This window comes from Polyangium jinanense (assembly GCF_028435365.1).
On sequence record NZ_JAGTJJ010000047.1, the window covers coordinates 1 to 14,290 of the forward strand.

General features: G+C 66.0%; 10 protein-coding genes. 7 read left to right on the forward strand and 3 right to left on the reverse strand.

The features are described 5' to 3' along the window. Window positions 1-486: 486 nt before the first annotated feature. From KEG57_RS41650 to KEG57_RS41660, 3 genes are read right to left on the reverse strand one after another with little or no spacing between them, the layout of a single operon-like run. Complete coding sequence (locus tag KEG57_RS41650; RefSeq protein WP_272422362.1) at window positions 487-858, reverse strand: type II toxin-antitoxin system PemK/MazF family toxin; 372 nt, start codon at window positions 856-858, stop codon at window positions 487-489. Then, window positions 859-2,205 (reverse strand): MFS transporter, encoded by a 1,347-nt coding sequence (locus KEG57_RS41655; RefSeq protein ID WP_272422361.1) that lies wholly within the window; start codon window positions 2,203-2,205, stop codon window positions 859-861. 50 nt (window positions 2,206-2,255) lie between these two features. Beyond that, window positions 2,256-3,311 carry a glycoside hydrolase family 6 protein gene (locus KEG57_RS41660; RefSeq protein ID WP_308215664.1) on the reverse strand — a complete coding sequence of 352 codons (1,056 nt, stop codon included), beginning with the start codon at window positions 3,309-3,311 and terminating at the stop codon, window positions 2,256-2,258. A 177-nt stretch (window positions 3,312-3,488) separates the two neighbouring features. Here KEG57_RS41660 and KEG57_RS41665 point away from each other — a divergent pair, with 177 nt between their 5' ends. From KEG57_RS41665 to KEG57_RS41695, 7 genes are all read left to right on the forward strand, one after another. After that, entirely contained in the window at window positions 3,489-5,432 is a 1,944-nt protein-coding gene (locus KEG57_RS41665) for a hypothetical protein (protein ID WP_272422360.1), read from the forward strand. A gap of 177 nt (window positions 5,433-5,609) precedes the next feature. Further along, window positions 5,610-7,199: a hypothetical protein gene (locus KEG57_RS41670; RefSeq protein ID WP_272422359.1), complete on the forward strand. Its 1,590-nt coding sequence runs from the start codon at window positions 5,610-5,612 to the stop codon at window positions 7,197-7,199. 51 nt (window positions 7,200-7,250) lie between these two features. Continuing rightward, the gene (locus KEG57_RS41675) at window positions 7,251-8,948 is read left to right on the forward strand and encodes a hypothetical protein (RefSeq protein ID WP_272422358.1); all 1,698 of its coding nucleotides are present in this window, start codon (window positions 7,251-7,253) and stop codon (window positions 8,946-8,948) included. Between the two features lie 8 nt (window positions 8,949-8,956). After that, window positions 8,957-9,718, forward strand: a complete 762-nt coding sequence (locus KEG57_RS41680; protein ID WP_272422357.1) for a CIA30 family protein — start codon at window positions 8,957-8,959, stop codon at window positions 9,716-9,718. 26 nt (window positions 9,719-9,744) lie between these two features. After that, window positions 9,745-12,105 (forward strand): glycoside hydrolase family 9 protein, encoded by a 2,361-nt coding sequence (locus tag KEG57_RS41685; RefSeq protein WP_272422356.1) that lies wholly within the window; start codon window positions 9,745-9,747, stop codon window positions 12,103-12,105. 132 nt (window positions 12,106-12,237) lie between these two features. Next, complete coding sequence (locus KEG57_RS41690; protein WP_272422355.1) at window positions 12,238-13,029, forward strand: hypothetical protein; 792 nt, start codon at window positions 12,238-12,240, stop codon at window positions 13,027-13,029. Between the two features lie 8 nt (window positions 13,030-13,037). Beyond that, complete coding sequence (locus KEG57_RS41695) at window positions 13,038-14,228, forward strand: glycoside hydrolase family 5 protein (protein WP_272422353.1); 1,191 nt, start codon at window positions 13,038-13,040, stop codon at window positions 14,226-14,228. Window positions 14,229-14,290 lie beyond the last annotated feature (62 nt).

Sequence of the window (14,290 nt, forward strand, 5' to 3'; positions counted from 1 at the left end):
GGCAAGTCCTCCGGAGGACCCCCCGGATCCGTCACCATCAGCCGCGGGCTCGAACGACTGGCACCCGCAGCAGAGATGCTACGGGTGCTCAGGGAGAATGGGCTCGCGAGATGAGACCAATGCTCAGAACCAGGGCAAGCCCTGGACCGTTCGTGGAAGAACTGCGCATCGCGCAGTTCTTCCAACAGGCCGCTGGCAAGACCAGGAAGGTGCGTTTCACGCTGGCGGCGGGCACGTTGCCAGTTGAATCCTCAGCGCCGCGGTCTTGATGGGCAGGGTCGTCGTTGGTCTTGACCTGGCCTGTTCGGTGAACTGCGCGCTGCGCAGTTCATCGACCCCGGGTCCAGCGCTTGCGCTGGTCCAGGTCCAGGGGCGGATAGCCCCGGTGGGGTCTGGGGCAAAGCCCCAGCGCAGCGCCTCCCAAGATGAGACCAATGCTCAGGGCTTGTCCATACGCTGCGCCGCGCGCCCGGGAAGAGCGGTTCGCTACCGAGGGAAGAACGACGCCTGCTGAAATCGTAGGCCGGAAAGGATCTGCTCCACCCGCTCGTCGGACAGCGCCCCGATGCGCTCGCCGAGCCGTGCCTTCTCGACCGAAGAGATCTGCGACACGACCACGACACTCTGCTTCGGCAGATTTCCTTCGCCCACGTCGAGCAGCACGTTCCCAGGCTCGTTTGCTCGGTGCAAGTTCGAGGTCAACGCGCACACGACCACGGTATGGATGCGCGAGTGGTTGAAGACATCGTCCTGAACCACCACATGGGGATGCGCGAAGCCCGGAACGGATCCTCGCGATTCGTCCGGCTCGATCCAGAACAGATCCCCCCGGTGGATTGTCGCGGCACCCGTACCCATTCAATGCCCCGCGGGAAGAGCAGCCTTTTTGCTATCGTCGGAGGTCACGCTGAAGGGCGCGAGGAACGCAAAGAGCACCGGCGGGATGGACGCGAAGAGCACGATCGTGAAGAAATGCGCGTGCCCCACGGCCTCCTGAATGGGCCCGCTGATCATCCCCGTGAACATCATGCTGAGGCCCATGATCCCGGTCGCGAACGCATAGTGGGCGGTCTTGTACGGCCCGGGCGCGAGCTGCTGCATCATATAGACCATGTGCCCGACCGAGCCGAACCCATAGCCGAATTTCTCGATCGTCACCACGGCCGTGATGAGCCAGAGGCTCTCGGGGCGGGCGTGGCTGAGGTAAAAATACGTCAGGTGCGGGACGTTGAGGGCCAGCGCGAGGAGCACGAACGAGCGCTTCAGCCCGAGCCGCCCGCAAAAGAGCCCGCCGAGCAGCGCCCCGACGATGAAGCCGCCCGTGCCGAACGTGCCGTTGATGTTGCCGAGCGCCTCGTTGTCGAGCCCGAGGCCTCCCACCTCGCGTGCGTCGAGCATGAACAGGGGCCCGATCTTCTCGATGAGCCCCTCACCGAACCGATAAAAGAAGACGACGAGCAGCATCATCACGATGTGCTTCTTCTTGAAGAAGCTCGCGAATGCGTCGGCGAAGGTCCGCGCCGCGTCCCCAATCCCGCTCGGCGCGTCCTCCGCCTTGCCGCCGGTGGGCAGGACGTTGATGTGCCAAACGCCGGAGATGCCCATCAGCGCGGCGAGCAAGCCCATCACCACCATCCATGATTTCGCCCAGCCGAGCCCGAGCCCGTCGTGGAGCCAGCCCGTGAACGTCACGAGCAGCCCGGAGGCGATCAGGCGGCCAATGTTCCAGGCGAGCCCCTGCACCCCGGCATATTTCGCCTGGTCGGTCTCCGACATCGAGCTGATGTAGATGCCGTCCGCGGCAATGTCCTGCGTCGCCGAGGCGAAACCCGTGATCCAGAAAAACGCGAGCGTCGGACCGAGATAACTCGGGAGCGAAAGCGAAAGCGCCACGCAGCCGAGCGTGACCATCATGAGGAATTCCATACAGAGCACAAAAAAGCGCTTGGTCCTGAACATCTCCACCACGGGCGACCAGAGCGGCTTGATCACCCACGGCAGGTACATCGAGCTCGTGTAGAGCGTGATGTCCGTATTCGAGAGGCCGAGGTTCTTGTACATGATGGCCGCGACCACGGAGACCGTGATCATCGGCGTGCCCATCGCGACGTAGAGCGAAGGCACCCACAACATCGGGTGCCGCCTCTTTGCATCCGAAGGCGCGGGCTCGGCGCTCGCCGGCGCCGCGGCGGGGAGGTCGGTCATGCCACGATGCTACGTGGAGGAACGGCCCCCTGTCTCGGAAAAACGACGCTTCAGGGTTTGGCGCGTTGCGAAAGCCCGAGCGCATACTCGGGCCACCACTCCCCCGCGCGCGGGCCGCCGTTGCAAGCCCCGTCCGATTCGCCGGGGAGCTTGATCCATAGATACGCATCCACGAGCGGCTCCCCCGTCTCGGTCGTCGGCGACTTGCCGAGCGCGCGTCCATCGGGGTTGCACCATTGCAGCTCCTTCGTGGGCCCGTTCCCGTTCCGGCTCGTGTCGACGATGAACGGCTTGCCGGAGAGCAGCGTTGAAATTTGCTTTCCGTACGCGACGCTCTCCTCCGTGGTCACGAAATTGGAGACGTTCAGCGCGAATCCGCGGGCCTTTTCGACCCCCGCGGCGCGCAGGCGCTCGGCCATCACGGGCGGGGGTTGCCATTTCGCGTTGCCCGCGTCGATGTACACGGAGACCGCGCCGCTCTGCCCGAGGACGGTCACTGCGTCGGCGAGGAGCCCGAGGCGCTCCTCTTGTTGTTCGGGCGTGAGACAGTCTTTGAGGAGCCCGAGCGCGTCCGGCTCCAGAATCACGACCGCGCGGCGTCCGCCGATCCCCCGGGCGAATTTCCGGATCCAGGCCTTGTATGCCTCCGCGGCCGAGGCCCCGCCCGCCGAGTGATTGCCGCAGTCCCGGTGTGGGATGTCGTACGCGACGAAGAGCCCGAGCGCGCCGGCCGCGGCGATCTCCGACATGCGCGCGTCCACGTCCGCCGTGACGTCCTGGTTCCAGTCCCCGAACCAAAAGGACTGCGGCTCGCGGGCGATTTTTTCGATCATGGCCGCGTCGTCGGGACGGGAGCCGCGCCACGCTTCGACTTGCCTCCGCGCGGAAGATGCCGGATCGACGAAAAGGCGCGCTCCGGTGAACGGGTTTTCCCCGGGAGCGGGCGACGCCGCGCTTCCTTGCGCTCCCATCTCCGCCGCGCCGCCTTGCGGCCTCGGGATACATGCGCAGAGGAGCGCCGCGGAGGCGACCCAGGAGAGGACATACGGACGCCGAGCCATCCTTATCGTGTAGTGCCAGTCGAGCTTGGGGGGCAACGGGCGCATCACACGTCAAGCACATTTCGGCTTCCCCCGCGCCGTCATTGTCGCGCGGATGGATTTTTCTCCGCCCCTGGGAATGCGGCGCGTGGCACCCGGGCCGGCGAAAAAACGCGTGCAGAAGGCGGGCGCTCCGTGAGAATGTTGGCGCTGCTCTCGATCTTTTTAAACAGGAGGCGAGCGATGCGATTCATCGGGGCATGCTTCATCTTGGGTATCGGCATGGCCGTCGGCTGTTCGGCGGGGGGCGGGGGCGACAAGACGCCCGCGGGGTCCGGCGGCTCGGGCGCATCGGGAGGCCAAGGCCAGGGCGGAAACGGCGGCGACATCTTCAATCCCTCGGGCGGGATGGGCGCGGCGGGCGGCGGTCCGGTCGGCGGCGACGTGATCGTGAACGCGAACTGCCAGGCGAACTGCGACGATTTCCCTGCCGATCCGATCTTCGACGGGAATGCCCCCTCGAACGCCCCCGATCTCTTCGGCGAGCCCGACAATTACACGCCCGGGCTCTGCATCGTCGAGCCACACCTCGGAGAGGGGGGCAAACCCGGCGCGTTGTTCCCGGCAAACTGGCTGCGCGTCCGGTTCCGCGTCAAACCCGCGGGCGGCGAGAACCTCTTCGAGATCCGCCTCAAGGCGCCGAACCAGAAGAACTCGCTCGTCGCCTACTCGGCGAGCCCGGTCTGGGCCATGCCGAAGGAGATCTGGGAGGCCATCGGTGTCAAGGGTGGCGCCATCGATCAAGAGATCCAGGTGACCATCCGCGGCGTGAACTCGCAGAACCCCGGCACGCCCACGGGCGCCACGGGCACGTTCACGATCGCGCCCGTGACGGCGGGCGGATCCATGGTGTACTGGGCTTCGACCTCGTCCGACGTCACGCCGACGACGAGCAAGCTCGTCGGCTTCTACGTCGGCGACGAGACCACGATCGACGCACTCACCATCCCGCAGGTCCAGCAGGGCGGCATCCTCGCCGAGGGCGGGCGCGAGCTGCGTGGCAAGTACTCCGATCCCAAGGGCGTGCCCCAGGGGCGCGTGCAGTGCATCGGCTGCCACGTTTCGACGCCCGATGGCAAGGCCGTCGGATACACCGATCACTGGCCCTGGAACAACGTCGTCAGCGGCATCGAGGAGGACAAGGCGGGCGAGGTGCCGGCTTATTTCTCCCCGGGCGCGCAGCGGCTCTTGAGCCAGCCGTGGCTCGGCATGATGACGTTCTCCAAGGCGGTCTGGGGCGCCGGCAATCGTATCGCGATCACACCGTACGCGAACCGGAATGTCGACATCGGCTTCACCGATAGCGCCGGCTACGGCTCGGACCGGCTCGCCTGGTTCGACCTCGAGACGAACGTGAACATTCCCTGGACCGAGGGGCAGAGCGGCCCGACGAACGACGCGATCAAGAGCGCGCAGGGCACGGCGTGGGGTTTCCTCCAGACGTCTGGCGAGTCGCAGGGCATCGTCGCCCCGAATTGGAGCCACGACGGTCAGACCATCGTGTACACGTCGGCAGGAAAATCCCAGGATGGCCGCATCGCCGACAATGTCGAGACCGACATCAAGACGGTCCCCTACAACAATCGCCAGGGCGGCACGGTCACGCCGGTGCAAGGTGCGGCAACGCCGGGTGTGTCCGAGTATTACCCCTCGTTCTCGGCGGACGACAAGCTCATCGCATACAATCGCGCGGGCAATACGACTGGAAAGATCTACTATCGGCCCGACGGCGAGGTGTACGTCATCCCGACGGGCGGCGGGACGCCCATCCGCCTCGCGGCGAACGACCCGCCGGCGTGCACGAACCAGACGAGCCCCGGCCTCATCAATAGCTGGGCGAAATGGTCCCCCACGGTGCTCGGGGGCGTGCCGAACGGCAAGACCTACTACTGGCTGATCTTCTCCTCGGCGCGGGATTACCCGGGCGCGTTCATCGTGCCGCCGAACCAGTACAGCCCGGCGGACACGCGCTCCTCGCAGCTCTACATGACGGCCATCGTGCGCGACGCGCAGGGCAACTACGTGACCTACCCGGCCGTCTACATCTGGAACCAGGATCCGAAGACGAGCAACCTGACGCCGGCCTGGGACATCTTCGACATCCCGCCCCCGCCCCCGCCCAAGTAATATAATGAGGAGGCGGCCCCTCCCTGGGTTTTACCCGCATCCGAGGTAAAACTTTCGCATACGGGTAAAACCCTCCGGGCCGCCTCGCTCCACCGCACCCGTGCGTCAATTTTTTTGCGCACGACCCGCATGCGGCGGTTGTAAGAGATACGGTAAATCGTGTAGTGTGCCTAATTCATGGACCGCCGCTTCTCGGGGGCGCTGTCGCGCGCCGTGTCCGTCGCCTTGTTTCATTTTGTCGTCGCCACCGCGCGGGTGGCAAACGCGGAGCCGAACGACGACGCTGCGCTCGATCTGGCGAAAAAAGCAATCGAGGCGGATTATTTGGGCACCAAGTTCGCCGAGGCGGAGAAAAAGCTCAAACAGGCGCTCACGCTCTGCGGCCCGAAGTCCTGTTCGAACAAGGTGGTGGCGCGGCTGCACCGGGACCTCGGCGTCGTTTATGCCGGCGGGATGAGCAAGATCGAGGAGGGGAAGGCCGAGTTCGTCGCGGCGCTCAAGGCCGATCCCGAGATCACGCTCGATCCGGATCTCACCTCCGAGGAGATCGAGACCGTCTTCAAGGACGCAAAAGCTGCGGCCGGCATCGGCGGCGGAGGCAATCCCGAGTCTCCGCCCCCGAACCCGACACCGAACCCAGGGCCTGTCGCGCCCGCACCGGCGCAAGGCGATCTCGTGCACACGCCCCCGCCCGAGCAGACGGTGATGACGCCGGTCCCGATCTATACGGAGCTGCCAGACGGCGTGGAGGCCACGAAGGTCGTGCTCCAGTATCGGCCTTTCGGCGCCTCGGCCTGGAAGACGCTGGAGATGCCGAAGGTGACGCAGGGGTATGGAGTCGAGGTCCCCTGTCTCGACGTCGGCAGCGTGACCGGGCAGCTCAAATATTTCATTCAGGCTTTCGACAAGGACAACAACGTCGTCGCTTTTGCCGGCACCCGGAAAGATCCGCTGAACGTGGCGATCAAGCTCCAGATTGAAGGCGCCTCGCCTTCGCTCCCGGGGCAGGCGCCGCCCGCGAAGTGTTCCGAGGCGGCGGATTGCCCGCCGGGGCTGCTCGGGTGTCCCAAGCCGGGCGAGGAAAAGACCTGCCCGGAGGGAGAGCCCTGCGACAAACCGCCGGAGGCGCCATCCGTCGCCCGGAAGAATTGGGTGACGCTCGGCCTCCAGCAAGATTTTCTGGGGCTGTCGGGCACGACCGGCACGTGTTCCGGCGGGAACGAGTATAGCTGCTTTTCGGGGGATGATTTCTACGAGGCCATCCCCTACGACAAGTCCGGCGGCGAGGTCGCCGGGGGTCTCGCGGTCGCGACCACGCGGATCTTCATCGGGTACGAGCGGGTGTTCGGGAAAAACTTCACGGCCGGGCTGCGCGCCGGGTTCGTGTTCGGCGGCGGGCCGCAGGCGCCGGGCGGCGCGGCGTTCGTGCCCGTTCACGCCGAGGCGCGGGCGGCCTACTGGTTCGGCGCCGATCCGTTCGCCGGGACGGGGCTGCGGCCCTTCTTGACGCTCGGCGGCGGGCTCGCGCAGGTCGACGCCTCGGTCAAGGTCACGGTGTACAATACCGAGCAGGACTTCATCGCGGACAAGAGGCTCGTCCTCGACGCGTGGAAAAAATCGGGCCTCGTCTTCATCGCGGCCGGCGGCGGCGCGATGTACGCGATCCGGCCGAACACCGGGCCCGTCGCGGAGGTCCGGGTGATGCAGCTCTTCGGCGCCTCGGGCACCACGCTCGGCGCCACGCTTGGGTATTCACACGGCTTCTGATTCGCCGTGTACGCAAAAATGTTTCGTTCAGGGGTGGTGAGAGGAGCTCCAATGCGTTTGTCCTCGTTGACCATGCTGCTCTGTGGTGTGCTCGTGCCTTTGCCGGCGCTGGCGCAGGGGGATCCGAAGCCTGCCGACGAGGACGCTCCGGTCGTGCAGATGCAAAACACGAGCGCGGGAGGGGGCTCCGCGCCCTCCGCGCCTGCGAAGCCCGCGGCCGCGCAATCGGCGCAGAAGCCGCCCGCGCCGGATGTGCAGACGCCCCAGGGCCCTCCGCCGAGCTTCGGCAACTCGAGCCCCGTGATCTCGGGTTCCGGGGGCAATGGCGCGAACAAGTCCGAAGGATTCGAGTTTCATGGCTATTTTCGCGCCCCGATGCGAATCGGCATCGGCGCCCGCGACAACCCCCTGCCGGATCAGAGCAAGACGACCCTGCACGCGCCCGTCGTGCCGGACGATCAATACCTGAACTGGCAATACAGCGGCCACCAGGCGCGCGACTGGGCCGAGCTCTACTTCAGCTACTCGAAGGGGTGGGCCAAGGCCACGGCGGGCATCCTCGCCTTCAACTTCACGGACGCCGCGTGGAAGGAGAACCTTGCGCAGTTCGGCATTGCGCAGGGCTGGGTCACGCTGACGCCGGAGCTGCCGTGGATGAACGTCCGGCTGGAGGCCAAGGTCGGCAGCTTCTGGGGTCGGTATGGAATGGCGGGCCGGTACGACGCCGGGTATTACGACACGTTCCTCTTCGGCCGCACGCACACGCTGGGCGAGACGCTCCGCATGGAGATCGACGTCAAGGACTTTACCTTGTGGGGCGAGCAGGGCTTCGGCGTGCGGCGCCCGAACCCGAGCATCTACAACGATGCCCGCTTCACGCTCGTGAACCACCTGCATGCCGGCGTGAGCTGGAAAAAGACGGTCGACCTCTCCTTGCACCATTTCTATACCTGGGCGCAGGAGGAGGATCGGCCCGGCTCGGCGCTGACGAACGTGCCGAACGGCAACATGAGCGTGATCGGCGCGGACGTGCGCGTCGACGCGAACATGTTCGGCTATCTCTACGCGGGTTTTTCGCGCGTCTCCGCGGAGAACGCGCGGGTCGTCGGGCCCGCGGTCGAGGTGATCCATGCGAACGGCGGCGGCGAGTTCGCGCTCGGCATCACGAGCAACTACCTCGACGGCCCGACCCGCCAGAGCAACGGCAACGGCGCGGTGAACACGCTGCTCGCGCAATACGAGCTCAGCATCGCCAACATCCTCTCGAACATGAAGACCCCGGGGCAACGCTACTGGGGCGAGGGGCCCGACCTCAAGATCGCGGCCTTCACCATGGCGAACTTCATCTCGAGCGACGACCCCGACATGGATGGCGTCCGGAAGTTCAAGTACGGCTTCGACCTCAATGGCCGCATCAAATCGTGGTTCGGGCTCGGCCTGCGCTTCGATCGCCTGCAGCCGAACTCCAAGATCCCCGAGCAGTCGTTCGCGATTCTCTCGCCGCGGCTCATCTTCCGCTCGGATTGGCTCGCGCACGAGGAGATCTCCCTGCAGTATTCGCGTTACTTCTTCAACGTGCGGGAGTGCGATCCGGCCACCCCGCAGCTCTGCACGCAGCCGCCGGCGGCGCCCACGCTCCCGGACGGCTTCGGCGCGACCACGACGAACCAGGATCCGGGGACACGCGGCGCGCCGGCGACCCGGCCTGATCTCAACGTCATCCGGCTGCAGGCCTCGATCTGGTGGTGAGGGCGAACATGAACAAGGCAATCACGTACTCGATGGGGGCCTTCGTCGCGATTTGCGCGTTCGTGCCGGCGATCTCCGGATGCATCCCGCGCCCGCCGGGCGGCGGGGGCGCTGGTGCTGGCGCGGGCGCGGGCACGAACCTCGATTCGCCGGACGCCAAGCTTTGTCCGGCCGATGGAGTGCTCGACGACGGCGAGGACAACAACAACCAGCTCGCGGTGAGCAAAGGCCGGGGCGGTTACTGGTACACGTTCGCCGACAAGGGCGGCTCGACGGTCACGCCGCAGGCGGGCGCGCTGGGCGGCACGTTTTCGATGAGCCCTGGCGGCGCGAACGGCTCGCAGAGCTCGGCGCGCATGAACGGCAAGCTCGGCGGATCGGGCACGATCTTCGCGGGCATGGGCTTCAATTTCGTCGATCCGAAGGCGCCCTTCGACGTCTCGCAGTACAAGGGCATCTCGTTCTGGGCGAAGCGCGGCGAAAACTCGACGGGCCACGTGCGCATCAAATTGCCTGACGCGAACACGGATCCGGAGGGCAAGGTCTGCACGGAGTGCTTCAACGACTTCGGCATGGATATCGAGCTCACGACGACGTGGACGCAGTACGTCGTCCTGTTCAGCGCCGCGCAGCAGCAGGCCGGGTGGGGCCAGCCGCGGCCCGACGGGATCGAGAGCGCGAAGATGTTCGGCATTCAGTGGCAGGTGAACACGACCGGGGCCGACTACGATATCTACGTCGACGACATCCAGTTCACGGGTTGTCCGTGATGCGGGGACGTTCCGCGAGGTTTGTCATGCGCAACGTGACCTCATCGAGCATACTGTACGCGGCGCTTCTGCTCTCGGGCTGCGCGCCCGGCGCCGGTTCGCAAGATCCGAATGCGCCGAGCGACCCGGGCTCCGGGCCCGTGGCGAACGCGCCGCAGGTGGCGCCGCAGGGCGGCAACAACCTGCTCAAGAACACCGATTTCGAGGACGGCACGAGCTTGCCGTGGACGACGTCGTTCAGCGCGCCCGCGACGGGCAAGGCGGCGGTCGAGAACGGCGCGTTTTGCCTGAAGATCGACGACAAAGGGGCGAACCCCTGGGACGCACAGGTCCGCCATCGCGAGATGGTCATCAAGCGCGGCCACACGTACACCGTGCGTTTCAAAGCCTGGGCGAGCAAACCCACGCGGGTCCGGCCCAAGGTGGGCATGGCCGGGCCGCCGTACGCCGAGTACTGGTCGAGCACCATCGAGCTGAAAACGAAGCCGCAACGCTTCGAGGGCGCGTTCGTCATGGGCAGGGGCGACGATCCGACGGCGGAGCTCGCCTTTCACATGGGCGGGGGCCTCGCCGCAGAAGGCGGCGTGACCGTTTGTCTGGACGACATTCGTCTGGACGACCCCGACTTCAAGGCACCGCCGCCGCCGCCGCAGGTGAAGCTGCCCAAGGTGCGGGTCAACCAGGTCGGGTATTTCCCGGGGCTCGTGAAAAAGGCGATCGTGAAGGCGGTGCCGAACAAGCCCCTCGCGTGGGAGATCGTCCGGGAGGGCAAGGAGTCGGTCGCCAAGGGGACGACGGCGGTCTTCGGCGACGATCCCGCGTCCGGCGAGCACGTCCACGTCGTGGATTTCAGCTCGTTCGCGAAGCCCGGCGACAAGTACGAGCTCCGCGTCGAGGGCGAGACGAGTTTTCCCTTCGACGTCCGGAAGGATCTTTACGGGAAGCTCAAGTACGATGCGCTCGCTTATTTCTACCACAACCGCAGCGGCATGCCGATCACCATGCCTTACGCGGGCGAGGAGAAATGGACGCGCCCCGCTGGCCACACGAGCGACAAGAGCGTGCCGTGCGCGCCGGGGACGGGCTGCTCGTATTCGCTCGACGTGTCCGGTGGCTGGTACGACGCCGGCGATCACGGCAAATACGTGGTCAACGGGGGCATCTCGGTCTGGACGATGCTCGCGCAGTACGAGCGGGCGAAGCACCTCGGTACGAGCGTGAACGATTTCGGGGACGGGAAGCTCGCGATCCCCGAGAACAAGAACGGGGTCCCGGACGTCCTCGACGAGGCGCGGTACGAGCTCGAGTGGATGCTCAAGATGCAGGTGCCGGACGGGCAGCCGCGCGCGGGCATGGTGCACCACAAGGTCCACGACGAGAAATGGACCGGCCTCGGGCTCGCGCCGCACGAGGCCAACATGAAGCGGTTTTTGCGCCCGCCGAGCACTTCGGCGACCTTGAACCTCGCGGCGAACGCGGCGCAGGCGGCGCGGATCTGGAAGACGTTCGATCCGGCGTTCTCGGCGAAAGCCTTGGCCGCCGCGGAGAAGGCCTGGGCCGCGGCGAAGGCGAACCCGGCGGTGTACGCGCCGGCGAGCGACAACCAGGGCGGCGGGCCATACGACGACATCGACGTGAGCGACGAGTTTTACTGGGCCGCGGCCGAGCTCTTCATCACGACGGGCAAGGACGAGTACCAGACGGCCCTCACGAAGTCGAAGCATTACATGGCCGTCCCCCAGACGGCCGGTGGCACGGGCGCCGGCGCGCCATCGTCCATGACGTGGCAGATGACGCAGGCGCTCGGCACGATTTCGCTCGCCATCGTCCCGAACAAGCTCGACAAGGATCTCGTCGCGGCCATGCGCTCGAGCGTCGTCGCGGCCGCGGACGCGTACCTCGGCATTCTCGACGCCGAGGGGTATCGTTTGCCCTTCAAGGCAGGAGGGTCGCGCAAGTATCCCTGGGGCTCGAACTCGTTCCTGCTGAACAACCTCGTGGTCCTCGCGCTCGCGCACGATTTCACGAGCAAGCCGAAGTACCTCGGCGGCGCGATTGAGGGGATGGATTACATCCTTGGCAAGAACCCGATGGTGCAGTCGTACGTGACCGGCTACGGGTCGAATCCGCTCAAGAACCCGCACCATCGATTCTGGGCGAATCAGGTGGACGCGAAGTTCCCGACGGCGCCGCCCGGCGCGGTCTCGGGCGGCCCGAACTCGGGCCTCGATGATCCGTATGGGCAGGCCGCGGGGCTCGCCGGATGCGCGCCGCAGAAGTGCTTCATCGACCACATCGAGGCCTGGGGCTTGAACGAGATCACCATCAACTGGAATGCGCCGCTCGCCTGGGTCGCCGCGTTCCTCGACGAAAAAGGTCGAATCTGATCTCCTCGAACGAATGAAGCAAAAACGGAATCCCGCGCGGCGCATTGTGGTCGCGTCGGGGCTCCGCTATGATGATCCGCATTCCTTCCGAGCGGTTCCCCCTCCGCTCCCACCGAAAGGTCCGGTGCAGCCATGAAATTCGTGAACGAACATCGTGCTTTCTTTGCCGTCGTGATGGGCTTGCTCGTGGTCTCAGCCGCCGCGTGCGACGAGGGCTCGACGGATACCACCGGAGGGGGAGGGGCAGGCGCGAGCGGCGGCGGCGGCCCCGGCCCTGGCCCCGGCGGCGGCGGTCCGGGCGGCGGCGGCGGCTCCGGCGGCGGTGGGCAAAAGCTCACCAGCATCGACGATATGGAGGATCAGAACGGCTCGATCACCCCGAACGCGGGCTTGCTGGGCGCCTGGTACACGTACAACGACGAGACGGACGGCGCGACGCAGACGCCCGTCGTGGGGGATCCCTTCGAGATGACCGCGCTGTCGCCGGCGCGGGGCTCCAGCATGTACGCGGCAAACACGAAGGGAAGCGGCTTCACGACGTGGGGCGCGGGCTTCGGGTTCGACCTCAACAACGACGGCCTGACGAAGAAGGCCTTCAATGCGTCCCAGTTCAACGGTTTGCATTTCTGGGCCAAGGTCGGCGCAGGCGCGAGCGGCGCCGTGCGCTTCAACGTCGGTGACTCGCAGACCACGCCGGAAGCCGGCAACTGCGGCGCGACGTGCAGCGACGACTTCGGCGCGAACATCACGCTCACGACCGACTGGCAGGAGTTCAAGTTCAGCTTCGCAGAGCTCAAGACCGTGAACTGGTCGAAGCAGAACCTGACGGCGATCAAGAAGGACGCGTTGTATTACGTGCACTTCCAGGCGGGGCAGAACGCGAACTTCGACATCTGGATCGACGACATCTCCTTCTTCGAGTGAGGGAAACCATGCAATCACGACGCGGCCTCTTGTTCCTCGGTCTGTCACTCCTCGGGATCTCGCTCGGGGGGATCGGGTGCGACGTCGGCGAGACGTCGAATCTCACGGGCGGTCAAGGCGGCGAGGGCGGCGCCCAGTCCACCATGGGTATGGGCGGCTCCACGCCCGGCGTGGGCGGCATGGGCGGCGCGGGCGCGTCGAGTGCATCGAGCGGGCCGGGATCGAGCAGCTCCGGCAGCTCGTCGAGCTCGGGCACGGGCGGCAGCGGCGGCGCGCCGCCCGTACCCCCGGGCGGGTATTACGTGCAGGGGAACAAGATCTACGACGAGAATGGAAGCGTCCACGTGTTCCGCGGGCTCGCGCGGCCCTCGCACGAATGGACGCCCCAGGGCGAGAACATCTCGCTCGCCGATTTCCAGAAGATCAAGGGCTGGGGCGCGAACGTCACGCGTCTCTCCTTGAACCAGGGCTTCTGGCTGCCAGGGCACGTCCGTTACGACGGGCAATACCAGCAGAACATCGATCAGGCGATCCAGTGGGCGCAGCAGGCCGGGCTCGACGTCATCCTCGATCTGCATTGGTCAGATCGCGGGGACATGAACAACTACGACACGAAGCAGCAGCGGATGGCCGATCAGAACTCCGTGAAGTTCTGGCAATCCGTGGCCGAAAAATACAAGAACAACGGCCGGGTGCTGTTCGAGCTTTACAACGAGCCGCGAGACGTGTCCTGGGAGGTCTGGCGGAGCGGCGGTGATAGCGGCGAGGGCTTTCAGGCCGTGGGCATGCAGCAGCTTTACGACACGGTCCGGGCCACCGGCGCGCAGAACATCGTTCTCATCGGGGGTCTCGACTGGGCCTTCGATCTCTCGGGCGTGCCGCAAAATCGCATCCAGGGGACGAACATCGTATACGTCACGCACCCGTACGATTTCGGGAACAAGCAGCCGGGGACGTGGGAGCAGAAATTCGGCTTCCTCGCGGCAACGGATCCGGTATTCATCACGGAGTTCGGGAGCTTCGACTGCTCGACGAACTACACGAGCCAGCTGCTCGCATACGCGAAGGAGCGCGGCATGTCCTGGACCGGCTGGGCGTGGTACGCGAAGGGCTGCGATTTCCCGTCGCTCATCACCAACTGGAACGGCGATCCGAGCGCAGCCGGGCAAGTCGTCAAGTCGGCGCTGCAGAATCCCTGAGGCGCGGGGCGTTGCCCCGCACCCCAGCAGGGGGCTGTCCGCCCCCTGCACCCCGGACCAGC

What these genes read in the sequence shown, in the direction of transcription:
- KEG57_RS41695 (WP_272422353.1), top strand. Translation starts at nt 13,038, where the DNA reads ATGCAATCACGACGCGGCCTCTTGTTCCTCGGTCTGTCACTCCTCGGG.
- KEG57_RS41660 (WP_308215664.1), bottom strand. Translation starts at nt 3,311, where the DNA reads ATGCGCCCGTTGCCCCCCAAGCTCGACTGGCACTACACGATAAGGATG.
- KEG57_RS41665 (WP_272422360.1), top strand. Translation starts at nt 3,489, where the DNA reads ATGCGATTCATCGGGGCATGCTTCATCTTGGGTATCGGCATGGCCGTC.
- KEG57_RS41675 (WP_272422358.1), top strand. Translation starts at nt 7,251, where the DNA reads ATGCGTTTGTCCTCGTTGACCATGCTGCTCTGTGGTGTGCTCGTGCCT.
- KEG57_RS41690 (WP_272422355.1), top strand. Translation starts at nt 12,238, where the DNA reads ATGAAATTCGTGAACGAACATCGTGCTTTCTTTGCCGTCGTGATGGGC.
- KEG57_RS41680 (WP_272422357.1), top strand. Translation starts at nt 8,957, where the DNA reads ATGAACAAGGCAATCACGTACTCGATGGGGGCCTTCGTCGCGATTTGC.
- KEG57_RS41670 (WP_272422359.1), top strand. Translation starts at nt 5,610, where the DNA reads ATGGACCGCCGCTTCTCGGGGGCGCTGTCGCGCGCCGTGTCCGTCGCC.
- KEG57_RS41655 (WP_272422361.1), bottom strand. Translation starts at nt 2,205, where the DNA reads ATGACCGACCTCCCCGCCGCGGCGCCGGCGAGCGCCGAGCCCGCGCCT.
- KEG57_RS41685 (WP_272422356.1), top strand. Translation starts at nt 9,745, where the DNA reads ATGCGCAACGTGACCTCATCGAGCATACTGTACGCGGCGCTTCTGCTC.
- KEG57_RS41650 (WP_272422362.1), bottom strand. Translation starts at nt 858, where the DNA reads ATGGGTACGGGTGCCGCGACAATCCACCGGGGGGATCTGTTCTGGATC.